This is a genomic window from Steroidobacter sp. (assembly GCF_016790065.1).
Lineage (GTDB): Bacteria > Pseudomonadota > Gammaproteobacteria > Steroidobacterales > Steroidobacteraceae > Steroidobacter.
The window spans coordinates 1-19079 of sequence record NZ_JAEUPY010000705.1 but is presented as its reverse complement, the minus strand read 5'-3'; the positions used below and the strand labels follow the sequence as shown (position 1 = coordinate 19079).

Sequence of the window (19079 nt, the reverse complement as noted above, 5' to 3'; positions counted from 1 at the left end):
GTCGCGGGATTTTTACCGACACGCGCGCCAAACAAAGAACGCTGAAGAAAGGTTGGCTCAATGTTTGTTGAGCCAGGCACCCAGGCCCTGCGCGTTCAGTTCGATGTCCGTTGCCAACAACTCGCGTAGGAAAGCTTCCGGCTGGGTCGATCCCGAGCGGCGCAGCTCCGTTATATAAATGTCAGCGAAGGCGCGCTTCAGTTGCTCATGGCGGTCGGGCACCAGTGCCAGCGCGCGAGCGGCGGCGGCCATCGCATCCACCTGGGCCAGGAACTGCACCGCCAGCTGTTCAGGATGGGCCACCGCGCCGTAGTGAGTTAGATACATCCGCAACGGACGCAGCGCCAACAGCCGGGCCACCGAGGCGTGCAGGGCTTCTTGATCGAATTGAATCGGCGCCGTGGCGGGCACCACATACGGGCCGTTGGGCGTATGCAACTCGGGATAGGCAATGCCGAAGGTGTCGCCGGTGAACCAGCCGCGGCTCACATCATCCCAAACACAGTTGTGATGTTTGGCGTGGCCGGGCGTATCCATGAAACGTAACGGCCGCCCGCCCAGCATCACCACCATGCCATCCGCCGTGGCCGTGACCCGATCTTCGGGAACCGCCACCAGTTCGCCGTAATCTCGATTCGCCACTTCGAGACCGTACACCGCCCGCACGCCTTCCATGAGCGCCGACGGATCGATCATGTGACGAGCGCCGCGCGGATGGACCAGCATGCGAGCGCTGGGCAACTCCTGCATCAACAGGCCAGCGCCGCCGGCATGATCCAGATGCACGTGGGTGGGAATGACGTAATCGACGGCACTACGCGCCAGCCCCTGCTCTTCCAGAGCCGCCAATAATCTGGGCACGGCATCGTTCGGGCCGGTATCGATGAAGGCGGCCCGCCCATTCTGGACGACCAGATACGCGGCATCGAAGCGCGGCCGGACGAAGCCGGTGTCGACGACGGTGATGCCATGGTCCAGGGTCTGGCAGAAATCGGCAGTGTTCATGGCCGCATCATAAGCCAACACTCGCATTTCCAGACCAATGTCGTTACGGTATCGGTAACAACGCCGCCGTCTCGATAACGACTGAAGCCGCATGGCCAGCACCAGCAAAAAAACAGACGGCAAGAAGCCGAGCACCGAAAAATTCCACAAGCGCCGCGAGACCATCGTTCGCGCCGCTGTCGAAGTCATGAATCGCCGCGGCGTGCGCGGCATGACGCTGGCGGACGTGGCCCGTCGGCTCGACCTGGTCGCGCCGGCCGTGATGTATTACTTCAAGAGCAAGGAAGAACTCGCCGCCACGGTCTATTACCGTTCCATCGAAAGATATGAACAATTGATCGCTGCTGCCGAGCGTGAGCCCACCGCTCGTGACGCTCTGGAACGTTTGGTTCGTGGCTATTTCGAATTCACAGCCGCGGTGGCCACCGGCGAAGCGGAAGCCATCGCCGGCTTCAACGACATTCGCGCCCTGCAGGATCCCGGCTTGAGCGAAGCTTTCCTGCGAATGTTTCGTTCGGCCCGCTCGCTGTTGCTCAAACCGGGCATGCCGGCCGGCCTCGAACGCACCGACCACAACGCTCGCACCCTGCTGCTGTTCTCACAACTGGCCTGGTCGGTGGTGTGGGCGCCTCGCTATCACGTCGATGACTACTCGCGACTGGCCGACCATACGTTGGATATTTTGGAGAACGGCATCCTGCCGCCGGGCAAGCCGTGGCATTCACCCGCTCTGCAAGTGGCGCCCGTCAGCAATGACAAGAACAGCGCCGCTCGCGAAACATTTCTGCAAGCCGCCACGCTGCTGGTGAACGAACGAGGTTATCTCGGCGCGTCGGTGCAAAAGATTTCCGAGCACCTGAACTTGACCAAGGGCGCCTTCTATCATCACTTGGAGAACAAGGACGATCTGATCGTGGCTTGTTTCCGACGCACGTTGGATATTCTGCGCAAGACGCTCAAGGACGCCGGCCAGGTTGCGAACAGCGGCGCCGAACACTTGCTCGCGGCCAGCTGCGCCCTCACGGAGTATCAGCTCTCAGGCAACACGTTACTGCGCACGTCAGCGCTTACATCTGTTCCCGAGGAGATTGGCACCAGTCTGCTCAACGAGTTCGATCGCAACTCGGGCCGCATCTCGCTGGTGCTGACTGACGGCATCGCCGACGGTTCACTGCGCCCCGTCGATACCAACATTGCCGCGCAAATGATTACGGCCATGATCAATGCGGCCGCCGAGGTGCATTGGTGGGCGCCCGGAGTCACGCAACAAAACGTTGCGCAAATTCACGTACGCCCCATGTTCGAAGGCTTGTTACGCGGCCGGTGAATCGCCGTGACGGTCGGTGGCGGGCGGCTGCTCACCCAGCATCCGATCCAAAGCACGACTGACGTGCTGCGGCGAGCGAGTCCGGCGCGCAAACACCGAATACACCGCCGGCACTGCGAACAACGTCAGGAACACCGAAACGATGGTGCCGTAGAACACCACGATGCCGATCGGAATGCGCTGCTCCGAGCCCGCGCCCGTCGCAAACAACAGCGGCAACGCGCCGAATGCCGTACACAAGCTGGTCATCAACACCGGCCGCAAGCGAGTCTCGGCCGCTTTGACCACTGCCTCGGCAAACTCGACGCCCTGATCGCGCAACTGATTGGCGAACTCGACGATCAACACACCATTCTTGGCGGCGATGCCGATCAGCATGATGACCGCGATCTGACTGAAAATATTGACGGTCGCGCCATATAGCTTGAGACCGAACACCGCACCCAGCAGCGCCAACGGCACTGTCACCATGATGATGGCCGGATGCACGAAACTTTCGAACTGAGCCGCGAGCACCAGGAACACGATGGCCAGCGCGAACACGAAAGTTAGATACATCTGCTGACCGGTGCGCATGTATTCGCCGGAGTCGCCGTCCCACATCACGGTCGCTTCAGGCAACTCGCGCGCCGCAGTTTGTTGGAACCACTCGATGGCTTCACCCATCGTGTAGCCCGGTGCGAGGTCCGCTTTGATTTCAATCGACCGCAGGCGATTGAAACGCGGCAACTGGACTGCGCCTGCCGTCTCTTCGAGGTGCACGACGTTGGACAGCGGGATCAACGTATCGCCCCGCGCCGACCGCACCCGAATGTTGGTGAGATCGGTAATGGTCTCGCGCGCTTCAGCGGCGGCCTGGAGAATGACGTTGTATTCGCGACCGCGATCCACGTAAGTCGTGACGATGCGCGAACCCAGCACGGTCTCGAGGGTCCTTCCCACTGTCTCCAATGACACGCCGAGTTCGGCCGCGCGACTGCGATCCACCGAGACGCGAATCTGCGGCTTGCGTTCTTTGTAGCTGTTGTCGAGATTGCGCAGACCGGGATTCTCGCGCGCCAGGTCCATCATCTTGTAGGACCACTTCGCCAATGTTTCATAGTCGGGACCGCCCAGCACCGCTTCGAACGGCCGGCCCGAACCGCGCCGACCCAGGCTGCCCTGCTGATTGGCCATGGCACGCACGCCGGGCAAAGCCTGCTGCGCTTGTTTGACCACTGAAGCGGCGATTTCCTGAGCCGAGCGCTGACGCTCATGCCAGCCCACCAACATCATGGCAACGCGAGCCGAATTCACGTCACCGGTGCGCGCTGGACCGCCACCGCCGCCGCCTGGCACGCGCAACATGACGTGTGCGATATCGCCGTGCGTCTGTTGCTCCTTGAGCGCAATCGCTTCGAGCTTCAAAGCGTATTCATACATGTGATTGAAGCTGGTGCCCTCGGGCGCTTCGATGGTCACGCTGACGCGACCCGAGTCCACCACCGGCGTGAATTCAGAGGGCACCGACCGGAACGTCAACGCGCCGAGCACCATGAGTGCGCCGACCATGCCGATGACCAGCCAGGGCCGACGGATCAGCGAACGCAGCCGCCGATCGTAGACTTCAGCCAGCTTGCGAAAGAAACGATCCACCGCCTGCGCAAATCGATTCCGATGCGCTTCCGATTCGGGCAGTTTGGAGGCCAGCATCGGCGTCAGCGTCAACGCCACCAGCGCCGAGAACAACACTGACGCGGCGAGCGTGAAACCGAACTCGCTGAACAACCGACCGATATCGCCGGGCAGGAATGAGATCGGAATAAACACGGCAGCGAGCGTCAAGGTCGTCGCGATCACCGCGAAGCCGATCTCACTACTGCCGGTTACCGCCGCCATCAACGGCGGCTCGCCCGCTTCACTGCGACGATGCACGTTTTCCAGCACCACGATGGCGTCGTCCACCACCAGGCCGATGGCCAGCACCAGACCGAGCAAGGTCAACACGTTGACCGAGTAGCCCATCGCATACATCACCGTGAACGAGGCGACGATGGACACAGGAATGGTCACTGCCGGAATCAGCGTCGCTCGCAAGCTGCCGAGGAACGCATAGATCACGACGAGCACAGCGATGAGGGCGAACACGACCGCGATGATCACTTCATGCAACGCCGCTTCGATGGCGACGCCGTTATCGACGCCGACTTCCAACTTCATGCCGCGCGGTAGCGTGGCTTGCAGTTTGTCGATTTCCGCACGCACGCCACGCACGATATCCAGCGTGTTGGCTTTGGACTGTGCCTCCACCCCCATCGACACACCGGCCTGACCGTCGAAGCGCGACGTAGCACGATCGCTCTCCGCCGCCAGCTGCACGTTGGCTACTTCGCCGAGCCGGATGAGATGACCGTCGGAGCCACGCGCAATCACCAGATCGCGAAAGTCCTGTTCGTTTTGTAACCCGACCAGGGTACGCAACGTGAACTCACGAGTTTTCGATTCGATGCGGCCGGCCGGCAACTCGACGTTCTCGCGACGTAACGCGTCTTCGATATCCGTCACCGTCAGTTGGCGTGCCGCCAACGCTTGGCGATCCAGCCAGACGCGCATCGAGTAACGCCCGCCACCATTGGGAGAGACGCGGGCCACGCCCGGCACCGTCGACAACCGATCGATCAAATTGCGTTCGGCATAGTCGTACAGCTCCAGCACCGTCATGTTGTTGGAGCCCAGCATGATGTACATGATGGGCTCGGAGCTGGCGTCGGCTTTCAATACTTCCGGCGGATCGGCTTCTTCCGGAAGACTGCCCAACACACGGGACACGCGATCCCGGACGTCGTTGGTGGCGCCGTCGATCTCGCGATTCACATCGAACTCGATGCGCACCGACGAACGCTCGTCTTCGCTGTCGGATTCGATCTTCAGAATGCCTTCGATGCCGGCAATCGAGTCTTCGATGACCTGCGTGATCTTGGTCTCGATGACGGCGGCGGAGGCGCCCGTGTAAGTGGTCGTGATGGAAACCACTGGACGGTCGATGTCCGGATACTCGCGCACCGACAAGCGCTGCAACGACACCAAACCGAAAATGATCAGCAACAGACTGATGACGGTCGCGAAGACCGGACGGCGGACCGACAGCTCGGAAAGCTTCATGACTTAAGAGTTCGTAGGCTGCGCTGGCGACTCTTGGCCCTGCTCGCGCACCGGCCCGCCATCGCGCAGGTTGTGAGTTCCCTCGACCACCACGCGTTCGTGTTCCTTGAGCCCGTCCAGCACTTCGACCTGGCCGGGGCGACGCTTGCCGAGTTTTACTTCACGACGCGACGCTTCGCCGTTCTCGACCACGAACACGAAGGTCCGGCCTTGCTCGGGCACGATGGCGTCTTCAGGGATCAACAACGCCGGCCGCACTTCGCCTTGTAGTTTCACGGTCATGAACATGCCGGGGCGCAACTCGCCCTTGGGGTTCGGCAACTCGGCACGCACGGCGATGGACCGGCTCACCGGATCGACGCGCGAATCGATCTGCGTCACTTTGCCTTTGAACTCCCGTCCCGGCAGTCCGGCCGTGGCCGCCTGCACCGGCAGATTCTTCTGCAGCACATACAGATAAGTTTCCGGCACCGTGAAATCGAGCTTGATCAGCGAAGCATCGTCGAGCGTGGTGATGATCGTCCCCGGGCTCACCAGGCTGCCGACGCTGACCCGACGAAAACCGGTGTTGCCGTCGAAGCCGGCACGAACGATGGTGTCGGCGAGCCGAGCCTTTGCCACATCAACGCGTGCTTGGTTGGCTTTCAAGGTCGCTTCGATCAAATCCAGCTGCGACACCGACAATGCCTGTTGCGTGTACAGATCGCGGCTGCGTTTGAAATTGTTTTCGCTCTCGGCGAGCGCCGCTTCGGCTTCGGCCAGCGAGGCACGCGCTTCAGCACCATCCAGCTCGACCAACACCGAGCCCTTGCGAACGCGGTCGCCTTCTGCGAAACGAATCGCGGTGATGGTGTTGGACGCCTTGGAAGTCACGTCGACGGATTCGTTGGCGCGAGCGGTGCCGACCGCTTCGATCTCGACACCCAGCGGCTTCACCTCCGCCGCGACCGCCACTACATCGACGGTTTGCGGCCCGGTGGCCCGGGCCGGTCCCGCTTGCTGACGCGAGCAGCCCGCAGCCGCGATGACCAGCATCGCGCCTAGGACCCACTGTCGCGGGCGGGAGGAGCGTCGATCTGACATGAGTCGTTCCGTTATACGTTGAATGTGCCCACGCGCCGGCCAAACCCTGGCGGCGGGGCGGAATGGGCGCATGGTAACCCGCCGCCCCGAGCGCGCGGGACAGCTGATAAACGTTTAATAGTGCGTAGGTGATTTCTCGGGAAATCAGGGCTTTTAGGCGGCAAAACGCCGGGCGAAGCCGACCACTTGCGCGGCCAGCATCTCAAACTGGGTTTGCACGCGCGCATCGGTACAGGCGCCGGCCGCGTCAAACAGCGGAATGGCCGTGTTCAGAGTCACCCCGAGCGGCGTCGGCCAACCGCGCAAAGCATGCACGATGGTTCGCACCGAAGTCAGCGTCGTGCCGGCACCCTGCCAGCCGTACGCCGTCACGATACATCCCACCGCACGGCCATCGAGATAGGGACGGCGAGCGTCGCGCAGGTCTTCTAACAAATCGATGGCGTTTTTTAACAAACCCGACATGCCGGCGTGGTAGGCCGGTGTCGCCAGCAACAGGCCGTCGGCCTCACGCACCGTCTCTACAAACTGTTGCTGTTCGGGAGTGCGTGCCTGCTCTTCCGGCGAATACAACGGCAACCCGGCGAGACGCGTGCCCGGAATGACTTGAACGTCCGCGCCCAAGCGTTCGGCCGCAGCCAGACAGGCGATCAGCGCCTTCTCGGTCGACGAGCCGGCCTTGGTGGTACCGCCGATCCCCACGATACGGGGGCGCGGAGCAGACGGATTCAGCATCGAGCGGCCAACTCCAGGAAGGGGAGCGTCACCATAACATCCGGCCACGCCGGGCCGGTCATTCTTTGGAGCTGACCGCCCCGGCAGGCAAAGTGAAGCGGAAAATGGTGCCGCGGCCGAGCTCGCTATCCACAGTGATCTGGCCCGCGTAGCGACGCACGATGCGAGCAACGATGGCGAGCCCGATGCCCACGCCGGGAAACTCTGCGGCGCTGTGCAAGCGCTGGAACGGTTCGAACAGGCGTTGCGAACGTGACATGTCGAAGCCAGCTCCGTTGTCACGCACCGAAAACACGATGCCGCCAGTAGCCTGCGTGCGACTCACTTCGACTCGCGCATTCAGCGCGCGACTGGTGTATTTCCAGGCGTTGCCCAGCAAGTTGCTGAACAGGATTTTCATCAGGCGCGGATCGGCGTTGACCATCAGGTGCGGCTCGATCACACAGTCGATTTTGTGCCGCGGATATTGCTGCCGCAGATCGTCGGCGATGGTACGAGCGAGCAGCGAAACATCGACGCGTTCGTTCAACAGTTCCTGACGCGACACGCGTGCCAACGACAACAAGCCGTCGATGATTTCCGAGGACCGCGTGACGTTGGACTGAATACGATCGATACGCTGAGTGATCGTATCGTTCATGGTGCCGCTCAAATCATCTCGAAGCAGCCCGGCTTGACCGGCGATGGTCCCGAGCGGCGAACGTAGGTCATGCGACGCCGACGCCGTGAACGCTTCCAGCTCTTCGTTGGTGAGCGCCAGCTGTTGATTGGCTTCTTGCAGCTCGGTGGTGCGGGCCGCGACCCGGCTCTCGAGCTCGGCGTTGAGCTGGCCCAAATTGGTGTTGGCGTTTTCCAGCCGATTGATGAAATGTCGGAGCAGCAGGGTGAGCCCGATGAACAACACCGAGATGCCGACCAGCACTATCGTCAAACCGCGCGTGCGATCGTGCCACTGTTGCAAGATCGCTTCTTTCTCCCGGCTCGCCGACACTGCCAGCCGATAACCCCCGAGCCGCCGGATCGCATACACCCAAGTGCCGCTCGCAAACGGGCTGGGCGATTCGACGAAACCGCCTTCCGCCGACAAGTGCACGCTGCCTTTGTAGACTTCGGAATTGCGGACGTTGATCTGGCCTTTGTGAGCCACGATAGGCGCCGGCACGCGTAACAACAGATCGCCGTTGGTCGCCGTCACGCTTAACGCGCCACCGCGAATCGCCATGGTCTCGTACAACTGATCGAGCGCATCCACACCGAGCAAAGCCCCCGCCCACACCGTCGCGCCCGAGCTGTCGACGGTGCGAACCGCAATGGGGAAAGCGCGCTGACTGGCCTCGATGGGATCTTCGATGGTGTGACCGATGAACACCGGCCGCGTGTCTTCGAGGGCGGCTTGTAACCACTCCGGCGGCGTATCCAGCATCTGCACGTTGCGATTGCGGATCGCCGCCACGAAGCGATTCGGCGTCATGATGAACAGTGCGCGCACGTATTCGCCGCTGCTCAGTTCGCGCGCCAACAGATCGGCCGCAGTTGCCGTTGGCACTTCCATCACGCCGCCGTTGGCATCGATGGCTTGAGCAGCGGTGCGAGCCGCACCGAGACTGTCGTTCAGTACCGCCTGCAAATGGACATACATGCCCGCCGCGATGGCTCGCAGCTCGTGCCGGGCAGATTCGAGAGTTTCGGCTTTATCGCTGTAAACGCGCCACGTGGCGTAGCTCCATAGCGCCGCCAGAATGAGAACAGCTTGCGCGACCACTGCCCGCTTCACCAGCATCGGCAGTGCGCCGTCGATAAAACCTCGCTGCTGCGTGCGTCCTGCTACGCGAAGCCAATTGCCATCCGTCATGAGTTTCCCGTGCGGGATTTTTTTCGCGGCGGCAGTCTCTCACGCAGGACCTGATCCCGCCAGCTAGATCAGACGGTTACCGGTCCTGCGCTGAGATCGGCGTCACAAATTGGCGCGCGAATCGACTCGGCCGTTTCGTGCCGAAATCTCCGCATTTTGCAGGCTGCGGACCACGTGGCCGTGCAACCCGTAGAACACGATGTAGCCGTAGCACAGCACCGGCACGAAGAACGAGGTGAGCAGCCCGATGGTGTCCGCGAAGTACCCCTGAATCACCGGCACGATGGCGCCGCCGACGATGGCCATACACAGCACGCCCGAACCTTCGCCCGTATGCCGCCCGAGCTTGGCCAGCCCCAGCGTGAAAATGGTCGGGAACATGATGGAGTTGAACAAGCCGATGGCCAGCACCGCCCACATCGCCGGCTTGCCGGCCGAGCTGATCGCGAACAACAACAAGGCAATGGCACAGGCCGCGTTGAATGCCAGCACATAGCCTGGCTTCACTTTGCGCAGAACCACCGCGCCGATGAAGCGGCCGATCATCGCGCCACCCCAATACAAGGCCAGATATCGACCAGCGGTCTGCTCGCCTAGCCCGGCGACCTCGGCCATGAAGTTCACCAGCAAGCTGCCGATCGCCACCTCCGCGCCCACATACATAAAGATGGCCACCGCACCGAGCACCAAGTGGCGATGTGCCCAGACACTCGGCACGTCGTGATCGTCCGCTGCCGCCGTGGTCGCGTCCGTCCCCGTCACCACCGGCAACTTGAACTGCGCAAACACCACCGCAATCGCGAACAACAGCCCGGCGAGGATCAGATACGGACCCTGCACGGTTTGGATTTCCTTCGCCGTATCGACTTCGGTGCCGGCACTCACCGCCACCGTGAGAATGAACATCGACCCGAGCAGCGGCCCAACCGTCGTGCCCAACGAATTGAACGCCTGCGTGAGATTCAATCGGCTCGCCGCCGTCGTGCTCGGCCCGAGCACCGTCACGTACGGATTGGCTGCGACTTGTAGCAGCGTGATGCCCGAAGCGAGCACGAACAATGCTGCGAGGAAGAGCGGGTACGACTGCATCGAGGCCGCCGGGTAAAAGCCCAGACAGGCCACACCGGCCGTCGTCAACCCGATGATGATGCCCCTTCGATAGCCGAGCTTTTCGACCAGGTACCCCGACGGCACCGACATCACGAAGTACGCCCCGAAGAAGCTGAACTGAATCAGCATGGCCTGCACGTAACTGAGCGTGAAGATGGCCTTGAGGTGCGGGATCAGAATGTCGTTCAGCGAGGTGATGAAGCCCCACATGAAGAACAACGACGTCAGGACCACCAGCGCCGGCAAATAGCTCGGCTGTTGGCTGCCGTTAGCATTCATCTTTTCATCCCCCGAACCGTGACAACGTTGTCAGCATGCCAGAGGATTGGGGTTGGGGAAAGTCGGGGCGGGAGGCGGTTCGGTGGTCGTTGCCATCCGATGATCTCGCGCCTGCGCTTGTCGCTTGAGTTGCTGTAGCACTCGTCACCCCGACCGCCACCTCACTCAAACGATTTGTATTTATTGGCGAGCACCGCCGTTGTTAGATCGGATCGTGATTCACGCCACCCGACGGCTGCGTTGCGCCACTCCAAGAAATTATCTTTATGTTCATAGTGTTAAGAGCCACTGACTTGATACTTGCGCAACCAAGCCATATTTGGTTTATTGCGTTTATTCTGTATATTTCGTTTATCTGACCCAACATAGAAACTACGAGGAGCTCTAGATGACCAGCAGCGCGGTCATTAACAAAGAGATGCTGGCCCCACCCTCTGAGCAAGATGCGAGGTTGGCGAAGGTCAGTGGACGGTTACTCGCCGCATGCATCGGCCAAGGACCAACCGCTCGGCTACGAGTCATTGACGGCCAACAAGAGCTCGAAGTGCCCGTCAGCGCGCTGCGTATGTTGGTAGACATCTTGGCGCACATGGCCGAAGGCCATGCCGTGAGCCTGATGCCGATCAACGCAGAGCTCACGACCCAGCAAGCGGCCGACTATCTCAATGTGTCGCGACCGTTCGTTGTCGGGTTACTCGAGAGGAACGAGCTGCCTTATCGGAAAGTGGGCACGCATCGCAGAGTTCAATTCAAAGATCTGCTGGCTTACCGAGAACGTTCGATGAATCAGAGTCAACAGCTCGCCGCCGAACTTACCGAAGAAGCTCAAAAACTCGATATGGGTTACTGATGCTTGGCTAACTTTGTTGCGATCTACGACGCGTGCGTGCTTTATCCCGCGCCGCTGCGGGACTTATTGATTCGTCTCGCGCTCACGGGTCTATTTCGCGCCAAGTGGTCCACGGCCATCCATGATTAGTGGATGCGCGCGGTGCTCGCGGCTCGACCCGATCTCACGCTTGCACAACTGCAACGCACTCGAGATCTGATGGATCGAGCGGTTCCTGATTGCCTCATCAGCGGCCACGAAGGACTCATCGCACAATTGAATTTGCCCGATGAGAATGATCGCCACGTTCTCGCCGCAGCCATTCGGGCGCAGGCCGGCGTCATCGTCACCTTCAACTCAAAGGACTTTCCGGCAGCGGCACTCGCCCCCTATAACATTGAAATCCAACATCCTGACGAATTCATCTCCCATCTATTCGACCTTTCACCAGCCCAGGTAACGAAAGCAGTCCGCGATCAACGCGCGGCGCTCAAGAGCCCGCCCAAATCGGCGCGCGAGCTGCTCGATATCCTGCTTACAAACGGCCTTGCAAGCACGGTTGCCTCGCTGGAAACAATGATTGAGCTGCTCTGAGTCGCGCCGGGCCGCAGGTTCAATCTCGGGGAGCCGGGGGATGCATCCAACTATCTCGTCCAGCCAACTGCGACTCAGTGGTGGCGATGAAGTCGAGCACTAATTTATTGAAGGTCGCAGGGTCCTCGAGCATCAATAGATGATCCGTCCCAGGCATCACCTGATGCGTTACGTTCGGCCACAGTCGTAGCGCCTCCTTGGCGCCGTCGATGAAGAACACATCGGTCAACTCACCGACGATGACGAGCATGGGCTGGGCCATCGACGTCATATCCGGGAAGTCGCGACTGTTCCAAGGCCCGATATGCATCGCCGATCCCGAATCCGATCGCTGCGGGTTCATCGCGACGCGCGGCGAGAACTGATCGGCCATTCTGCGTTGAATGGCATGCAGCTCCGGCCGAGCCTGAGCGACTTTGGTGAAGGAGGACTTCTTCGCCGACTCCCGCCCGGCCAAGGCCTGCTCCAACGACGGCGGCGGGCCGTTCATGGCTTTCGGCGCATTCTTGAAAGCGCTGCCGTCAGTGATGGGAGCCAAAGGAATGGTGGCGTCGGCGAAGGTGATACTCCGCACCTTCTGCGGATATAACTTCAAGAACTGAATGATGATCGCCCCACCTCGCGAGTTCGCCACGAAGTGCGCATCGCGGATGCCCATGTGCATCAACAGTGCGTTCAGGTCTTCAGCGTGGGCAGTCTCGGAGTAGCCGGTGATGGGGTCATCGGACATGCCATGGCCGCGACGGTCATAGGTCACTACTAGATGATGTTTGCTAAACGCGTCGAGCTGCGACGTCCACAGCTCGTGCGAATAACCTTCGCCGTGAACGAAGAACACAGGAACGCCGGCGCCCGCCAGCCGATACGCGAGCTTGACGCCATTCACTTGAACGAACTGCAAATGTTCGACGTCGGCAGCGACAGCTCTCGTGTAGCCCGGTCCTTTCGTCGCCGCGAAGACGGGCGACGAGACCAGCATCGCAACGAGCAGCGTGGCTAGCGCACCGGCGCTCACGGTCCAGCGCTCGCCAGGGAGTCAGCGGAAATATTCCGGTAGACGGTGCCGCCCTTCATGATCATCGTGATATTCCGAAGCGAGGAGATATTCTTTAGCGGGTCGCCATTCACCGCCAGAATATCCGCGTACTTGCCCACTTCGAGCGAACCAATCTCCTTCTCCGCCCGGAGCATCGTCGCCGAGGCGATGGTCGCTGACCGCAAGGCTTGCAGCGGCGTCATGCCCGCTTCCACGTAAGCCTCAGCTTCCCGCACCGTCGAAGTCGTGCCGTCATTGGGTTCGAACGGCATTTGATCGGTGCCCAGCGCAATCTTCACGCCTTCTTGAATCGCCGCCTTCAACGTCTCCCAGTGCTGCTTGCCAACCGACTCGCGACGCTGCAAGTACCACTCCGGCGAGCCGATGCGTTCGAAATACTCGCGACCACCAGGATGAGTCACCATGATGGTCGGCACCAGCCAGGTATTGCTCTTCACCATCTTCCGGAGCACTGCACGATCCAACACATAGCCATGCTCGATGCTATCGATACCGGCATCGACCGCGGCATTGGTCGCCGCAGTCGACCCAGAATGTGCCGCCACTGGAATACCAAAGCGATGCGCAGCGTCTATGACCGCGCGCATTTCTTCCGGCGTCATCAAAGCTTCGGCGATGCCACCGCCATCAGTGGCGACGCCGCCGGAGATGGCGATCTTGATCCAATCCTGACCATCGGAAATCTTCGCCCGCGTAGTCTTGACCATCTCATACGGACCGTCGTTATAAGTGACGCCAGGCTTGCTGCCATGGCCAGCAGTCATCGTCACACCGCCGGCGGTGAAGACGCGCGGCCCTGCATAGTCGCCACGCTTGATAGCTTCACGAATCGCGACGCCAGTGTTCCCTTCCGACCCCGTCATTCGAATGGTCGTGACACCGGCAGCCAGCGATTTGCGAGCATTGACCATCATGCGCAAGGCCAGCTCGGCGGTAGTCTCATCCGCCAGCGCCGCCCGATCTTTGCCCGGCAATTTCAAACCGAAGTGCACATGCATGTTCATCAAGCCGGGAATCAGCCACGTGCCCGGCATCTGAATCACTTCAGCACCGGCGGGCACCTGCGTGCGCGATGACGGGCCAATTGCAGTGATGCGCTCGCCGTCGATGACGACGACGGCATTCTCGATGGGCGCGCCGCCGTCGATGTTCACCACCGTCGCGCCGACGATGGCCTTGATAGTCGCAGCATGAGTCGCGGGTGCCAGCATTGCAGTCGCCGCGACAGTCATTGCGATGGCCGGCCAGGATGTTCTCATTGCCATCTCCTCATCCAACAGAAATTCTGTGGCCGCCGGCTTGCCCTCGACAGCTACTCGGTGCCTTTCGCCTCGGCGGCCTTTCGCGCGAACAACGATTCGCGCACCAGCGCCGGCGGAATGGAGCCGACGCTCAACAATCGGTCATAGAATTCGCTCGGCGGATTAGGCTCGCCGTACTGCTTGATGTAGTCAGCGCGGATCTGCGCGATCTCTTGCATGCCGATCAAATAACCGAGCACATACGTCGGCCGCTCGATGTACATGCCAACGTCGAGTCCCGCCGCGTAACGGTCGAACCGCACCTTCTCGGAAAGAAATGTCACCGCGTCATCGAACGACATGCGGCCGGTATGCAAGCTCACATCCAAAATCACACGAGCCGCACGCCACAGTCGATTGCGCAGCTGAGTGAGCCGCACATCGTCACCTTGCAGAAAGCCCTGCTCGAACATCATCTCTTCGGTGAACAGGCCCCAGCCTTCGGACATGATGGACTCGCGCACCACCTTACGAAGCAAGCGAGGATTCTGCTGCCGATTCAAACCGTCGACGTGATGCCCCGGATACGCTTCATGTACAGCGATGATGGGAATCCACGCGGTGTGATGCGAACGCAGCCGATCCTCACGTTGCTTGGCCGTCATCCAATCTTCGATGGGCGTCAGCACCAGCTTGCCTTGCAAATCCTTGCCGAATGCGTCGACCGACTGAAATGTGCCGAACGGCGAGGAGCGCCGCATGGCCGGCGGTGTGTCGATGGTGATGACGCTCTCGCCAGCCGGCAACGTCACGATCTTGTGTTCGATCACGAATGCCTTGGCGGCATCAATTTTGACCTGATACGCCTGCTTGATGCCGTCCGCGCTCGGGTGGTCGTCCTTGATCTTTTCGTACACCTCGGTCCAATGCTTGGCGCCAGGCTGAATGCGTTGCGCGACCTCTTGCGCCAACGCTTCGGTTTCCTGAAATGCCTTCTGGCCGCGCGCCAGAATCGCGTCGGCATCGGTATCCATCATCCAGCGGTGCTGTAGAACGTAGTCGTAGTTTTCTTTGCCCAAGACCCATGAGCCGGTGGACCGTGGCAGCAGCTCGGTCTTCAGAAACTTCAAGTAATCGTCGAGCGAGGTGAGCGCAGTCTTGGTCGCAGCGGTCAACGGCTCTTTGGCATCGCCCGCCTGAGCGGCCAACGTCGGCCCACTGTCGCGCAGTAGTTTGATCGTGCCTTCGGTTTTGAAGATGGCGGACTCGGTGAAGCTGCGCGACGGTGTTTTCAAATTGCGTCGAGCGTGCTCCAGACGCGCCGGCACTTCATTCAGCACGCCCGTCAATGTCACCGCACGCTCTTGAGGCGTGCCAAGCGCCGTCGGTTCGAGTCCACGACCGATCTCAGGCGCAGGCACATACAAGGCAGGATCGTTTTCCCAAATGCGTCGCGCCTCGGCGGTGTGGATCGACGACTCCAGCAAACCAATCATCAAGCGACGATCGATATCCTCTTCCAAAGACAGGCCGTCTTTGCCCACTTGCTGAACCTGTTCCAGCAATTGCCGACGCACGTCGATTTCTTTCTGAAAGCCCGCGGCTGATACGTCGCGCAGGCCACCCGCCTCATCGTCATCGGGCCGTTCAATCTTGGCGAACTGTTGAATGAGCGGTTCGAGCGCTGCCGCCGAAGCCGACGGCGCGGTCGCTGATGCAGCCGGCGGAGCCACTTCCTTACGCGAGCAGCCGGCGATTACGCCGACGATCAGAACTGCGCCGACCAGATGAACCCAGCTGCGTGTCATGGAAGCCCCGTCCGCCTGAAGTGCCGAATGAGTTTACTTCTTGGCCACCACTTGGAACGAGCGACCATCGGCGAGTGCGAACGTTTTGCCGTCGAAGCTGGCTTTGAGTGCGACGTCGCGCAGATTGGTAGCCTTGCCCGGAGTCGCTTCGGACCAGCGAATCACGTTGAGATCGTAAGCGTTGCCCTGGCGTTGAAACTTGCCGTAGCCCGTCACCACCGCTTTGTCGTCGCCAGCCACGATCACGAAATGCTGATCGACCAGCGCCAGCACGCCGTTCTGCAACTTATACATGTCGCCTTGGGCCGGGCCGATACGTTTGAATTTCTGCACCGTGCCTGAACCGAACACGATGGTCATGGTGTCGCCCTCACGGTCCACCGTGATGTCGTGCTGAGTATCGCGGCGAAACTTCAACGCTGGATCTTTGCCCGGCGCGATGCTGATGGTTTGCTCGGCCGTCATGTGGATGCCCTTCGGCCCGGCGCCGAAGGGGCCCGCGTGTGCCATCGCTCCTTGCGACTCGAACGGCTGGCCGTCGTAGATGGATTGCTGGGCGAACAGGCCGTTCTTGTACAGAATGATGCCAGTGAGCGGCATCTGCTCGCCGCTGCCGCCGGCTTGCAAGCTGGTGTAGGCCCACAAACCCTCGGCCGCCTGCACGGCGTCCTGCTTTTCGGCGTGGGCGTTGCTCATCGTCAGTGCAACAAAGGCTACATAGCCGAACGCAAACAAACGTCGCCACGGTCGGTTCATACGCCCCTCGTTATTTGTTGCTGGCCTCGTGTGCTCGCGAGGCCAGCAGACAGTGCTGCAACGATGGCGCGAATACAATTACACCGGCTGCGCGGGTTCGTTGCTTCAGCCGCAACGTCCGCGCGTCAATGTGGCAAGCGGCACAGGTTTGACCGGCGCTTGCGCTTGGAACGGGCCGACTTCGGTGGGCTGCAGACCTCTTGCTGCGGCGATCACTTTGGCAACGTTGTCGCCGCACATGCGGCCTTGGCACAGGCCCATGCCGACGCGCGTCAGGAGCTTCGCGGCGTCGGCTGACGTGACGTGTTTGTTTTCTGTGAGCTGGCGTTGGAGTTCGCCGCGTTTGATGGATTCGCAGCGACATAAAATGGTGTCGTCGCTCATTGTTTGTAGTGCCAGCTCAGCTGGCGGCTTTGCTAACTCCTGCAGGACCGCGGCGAAGTCTTGTAGCTGAGCTAGTCGTTCTCGCGGCGCCGCTGCGAGTCGACTCGCGGCTGCTTCGTCGATGCGCCCGAGCGAGCGAAGGATGCCGACCGCGGCGATGCGACCTTTTTCTAACGCGGCGTCGGCGCCGTCGACACTGGTGATTTCGCCGGCGAGGAATAGATTCTTGATACTCGATTCCAGCCAGTCGTTGTGTTCGGCCAGCCAGCCGCCGGCTTGCTCTCTCCAATGCACAGCTGCACCGGCTTGGCGAGCCAATTCAGATGAGGCGAGGAAGCCGTGGCAGATGCCGACGCGGTCGCATTCGAAGACCTGCGTTCGATGATGATCGATTATTCCTTTGGGATCGATGGCGGCAATTGTCGCTCTCTCTACGGCTGCGCCACCGTCGGCACGCACGATGCTGTGGCCGAATATCACTGGCACTCTGGCTCGTCGCAGCCTGCTTAGAATCTTTGCCGTTTCGAAAAACTGCCGCCTTTGTCGAAGCGCCACGATTGGATGTTTAACCATCGTCATGGCTTGTGATATCTGCTGAGTGAAGACCACAGCGGCGACCTGCGCGCCGGCACTCAACAACTGATCGGCAACGACGAGTTGCAAGGGGTGACTACCAGCCAGCACGAAGCGATTCCCGGGGACGAACTGCTGACTCTTCACGAAACCCTGAATCGCACCGGCCCCCATGACACCGGGCAGCGTCCAACCCGGAAACGCGAGCGGCCGCTCGTAACACCCCGGAGCAAGCAGCACAGCGTCGGCACGGAGCACATAACAACCCGTCGGCCCCTGAATCCAGAGCTGGTGCGCGGCTACGCCGGCACCGCCGCTCCCCTTGCCAACATCTTCGCTGTGCCCGGACACGCTGGCGCCGCGCGCCACAGCACCATCTCGGCCTAGCGCATCCGTGCCGACGCCGCCCAGCCCGCTGGTAGTAGCTCTGTTACGCGAAGCCGCGCTGGCAGTAAGTCTGTATGGCGACGGCTGCATCAGACCGAGCACGGTCGATTGAAATCGCCAATCAATATCCGAGCGTTCGCTCACCGCGCCGAGCGCAGCTTTGACTCGGTCATATAACTTCGCCGGCAACCAATGCCCGACAGCGAAATTACGCGGCGGCTGCCGCAGAATCTGGCCACCGGCCCGCGGTTGTTCATCGATGATCGTTACGCCTACGCCGTGTTCTCGAAGAAGAGCTGCAGCAGCGAGGCCCGAAGGGCCAGCGCCGACGATGGCAACGTCGCATCTCTCTTCGCCCGGAGTTTGCAAATAAACGCTCATGGCAACTCAGCGACAGTAACGCGCAGCCCGGCGCGCACGGGCGTCAAGCACGCACGAACGCGTGACGTAACACCGTCGGAACTCTCAACGTCGACCATGCAATCAAAACACACCCCCATATTGCAGAAAGGCGTGCGCACTCGACCGAAACTATCTCGCGACATGGTCAATACCCCAGCCGCGACAAGCGCAGTGAGCACCGACTCGCCCTCATAGGCTTCAACCGAACGGCCGTTGATCAGCACGCTGACAGGAGCAGGCCGAGCCACCCCTTGAGTGATGCGTTTACTCATCAAACCGACGCCATGAAATTATTGATATGACTGAACCTCGCCGGGCTATACAAATCGATAGGCGTCGATGCGCGCCCATCCAGTATCAGCTCAGCAATCAACCTCGCATACGTCGGCCCGTTGGTGAACGCAGCACCACCAGCCGCAACGAAGAAGCGCGGCGCTTCGGGAACCTCACCAAGCAGCGGCATCTGATCGGTTGTAATGCCGGTGACACCCGTCCACGACCGTAGCAAATGCAAAC

At 60.8% G+C, this 19079-nt stretch carries 15 protein-coding genes and 1 pseudogene; 3 read left to right on the top strand and 13 right to left on the bottom strand.

The window, feature by feature from the left end:
* Positions 1-57: 57 nt before the first annotated feature.
* Complete coding sequence (locus tag JNL55_RS29010; protein WP_293862879.1) at positions 58-1005, bottom strand: MBL fold metallo-hydrolase; 948 nt, start codon at positions 1003-1005, stop codon at positions 58-60.
* 91 nt (positions 1006-1096) lie between these two features.
* Between JNL55_RS29010 and JNL55_RS29005 the strand changes: the two genes are divergently transcribed.
* Complete coding sequence (locus tag JNL55_RS29005) at positions 1097-2332, top strand: TetR/AcrR family transcriptional regulator (protein ID WP_293862877.1); 1236 nt, start codon at positions 1097-1099, stop codon at positions 2330-2332.
* On the opposite strand, the gene JNL55_RS29000 is transcribed toward JNL55_RS29005, so the two are convergent.
* The 5 genes from JNL55_RS29000 to JNL55_RS28980 all read right to left on the bottom strand — a co-directional run bounded on the left by JNL55_RS29000 (position 2318) and on the right by JNL55_RS28980 (position 10532).
* Positions 2318-5473: an efflux RND transporter permease subunit gene (locus JNL55_RS29000; protein ID WP_293862875.1), complete on the bottom strand. Its 3156-nt coding sequence runs from the start codon at positions 5471-5473 to the stop codon at positions 2318-2320. The two genes, JNL55_RS29005 and JNL55_RS29000, sit on opposite strands and share 15 nt — an antisense overlap.
* 3 nt (positions 5474-5476) lie before the next feature.
* On the bottom strand, positions 5477-6556 hold the full coding sequence (locus JNL55_RS28995) for an efflux RND transporter periplasmic adaptor subunit (protein WP_293862873.1): 1080 nt from the start codon (positions 6554-6556) through the stop codon (positions 5477-5479).
* 153 nt (positions 6557-6709) lie between these two features.
* On the bottom strand, positions 6710-7291 hold the full coding sequence (locus JNL55_RS28990; protein ID WP_293862871.1) for an NADPH-dependent FMN reductase: 582 nt from the start codon (positions 7289-7291) through the stop codon (positions 6710-6712).
* Positions 7292-7349: 58 nt separating this feature from the next.
* A complete protein-coding gene (locus JNL55_RS28985) occupies positions 7350-9143 on the bottom strand; it encodes a sensor histidine kinase (protein ID WP_293862869.1) in 1794 nt (597 codons plus the stop codon).
* Between the two features lie 102 nt (positions 9144-9245).
* Positions 9246-10532: a sugar MFS transporter gene (locus tag JNL55_RS28980; protein WP_293862867.1), complete on the bottom strand. Its 1287-nt coding sequence runs from the start codon at positions 10530-10532 to the stop codon at positions 9246-9248.
* A gap of 388 nt (positions 10533-10920) precedes the next feature.
* On the opposite strand from JNL55_RS28980, the gene JNL55_RS28975 reads away from it, so the two are divergent.
* Positions 10921-11382 carry a helix-turn-helix domain-containing protein gene (locus JNL55_RS28975; RefSeq protein WP_293862865.1) on the top strand — a complete coding sequence of 154 codons (462 nt, stop codon included), beginning with the start codon at positions 10921-10923 and terminating at the stop codon, positions 11380-11382.
* 3 nt (positions 11383-11385) lie between these two features.
* Positions 11386-11955, top strand: a pseudogene (locus JNL55_RS28965) (PIN domain-containing protein).
* A gap of 19 nt (positions 11956-11974) precedes the next feature.
* Here JNL55_RS28965 and JNL55_RS28960 read toward each other — a convergent pair.
* From JNL55_RS28960 to JNL55_RS28925, 7 genes are all read right to left on the bottom strand, one after another.
* Complete coding sequence (locus JNL55_RS28960; protein ID WP_293862859.1) at positions 11975-12970, bottom strand: alpha/beta fold hydrolase; 996 nt, start codon at positions 12968-12970, stop codon at positions 11975-11977.
* A complete protein-coding gene (locus JNL55_RS28955) occupies positions 12967-14271 on the bottom strand; it encodes an amidohydrolase family protein (RefSeq protein ID WP_293862857.1) in 1305 nt (434 codons plus the stop codon). Before JNL55_RS28955 ends, JNL55_RS28960 begins: the two co-directional genes overlap by 4 nt.
* A 53-nt stretch (positions 14272-14324) precedes the next feature.
* Positions 14325-16061: a DUF885 domain-containing protein gene (locus JNL55_RS28950; protein WP_293862855.1), complete on the bottom strand. Its 1737-nt coding sequence runs from the start codon at positions 16059-16061 to the stop codon at positions 14325-14327.
* Positions 16062-16094: 33 nt separating this feature from the next.
* Complete coding sequence (locus JNL55_RS28945; protein ID WP_293862853.1) at positions 16095-16817, bottom strand: hypothetical protein; 723 nt, start codon at positions 16815-16817, stop codon at positions 16095-16097.
* Between the two features lie 105 nt (positions 16818-16922).
* Positions 16923-18542, bottom strand: a complete 1620-nt coding sequence (locus JNL55_RS28935; protein WP_415923184.1) for an FAD-dependent oxidoreductase — start codon at positions 18540-18542, stop codon at positions 16923-16925.
* Positions 18539-18835: a (2Fe-2S)-binding protein gene (locus JNL55_RS28930; RefSeq protein ID WP_293862851.1), complete on the bottom strand. Its 297-nt coding sequence runs from the start codon at positions 18833-18835 to the stop codon at positions 18539-18541. Before JNL55_RS28930 ends, JNL55_RS28935 begins: the two co-directional genes overlap by 4 nt.
* Positions 18835-19079: FAD-dependent oxidoreductase (locus JNL55_RS28925; RefSeq protein WP_293862849.1), on the bottom strand; the 245-nt coding region annotated here is incomplete at its 5' end. The genes JNL55_RS28930 and JNL55_RS28925, both read right to left, overlap by 1 nt.

Coding starts and splice junctions, on each gene's coding strand:
- JNL55_RS28950 (WP_293862855.1), bottom strand. CDS start 16,061: ATGACACGCAGCTGGGTTCATCTGGTCGGCGCAGTTCTGATCGTCGGC.
- JNL55_RS28995 (WP_293862873.1), bottom strand. CDS start 6,556: ATGTCAGATCGACGCTCCTCCCGCCCGCGACAGTGGGTCCTAGGCGCG.
- JNL55_RS28985 (WP_293862869.1), bottom strand. CDS start 9,143: ATGACGGATGGCAATTGGCTTCGCGTAGCAGGACGCACGCAGCAGCGA.
- JNL55_RS28975 (WP_293862865.1), top strand. CDS start 10,921: ATGACCAGCAGCGCGGTCATTAACAAAGAGATGCTGGCCCCACCCTCT.
- JNL55_RS28945 (WP_293862853.1), bottom strand. CDS start 16,817: ATGAACCGACCGTGGCGACGTTTGTTTGCGTTCGGCTATGTAGCCTTT.
- JNL55_RS28955 (WP_293862857.1), bottom strand. CDS start 14,271: ATGAGAACATCCTGGCCGGCCATCGCAATGACTGTCGCGGCGACTGCA.
- JNL55_RS28930 (WP_293862851.1), bottom strand. CDS start 18,835: ATGAGTAAACGCATCACTCAAGGGGTGGCTCGGCCTGCTCCTGTCAGC.
- JNL55_RS29000 (WP_293862875.1), bottom strand. CDS start 5,473: ATGAAGCTTTCCGAGCTGTCGGTCCGCCGTCCGGTCTTCGCGACCGTC.
- JNL55_RS28980 (WP_293862867.1), bottom strand. CDS start 10,532: ATGAATGCTAACGGCAGCCAACAGCCGAGCTATTTGCCGGCGCTGGTG.
- JNL55_RS29005 (WP_293862877.1), top strand. CDS start 1,097: ATGGCCAGCACCAGCAAAAAAACAGACGGCAAGAAGCCGAGCACCGAA.
- JNL55_RS29010 (WP_293862879.1), bottom strand. CDS start 1,005: ATGAACACTGCCGATTTCTGCCAGACCCTGGACCATGGCATCACCGTC.
- JNL55_RS28935 (WP_415923184.1), bottom strand. CDS start 18,542: ATGAGCGTTTATTTGCAAACTCCGGGCGAAGAGAGATGCGACGTTGCC.
- JNL55_RS28990 (WP_293862871.1), bottom strand. CDS start 7,291: ATGCTGAATCCGTCTGCTCCGCGCCCCCGTATCGTGGGGATCGGCGGT.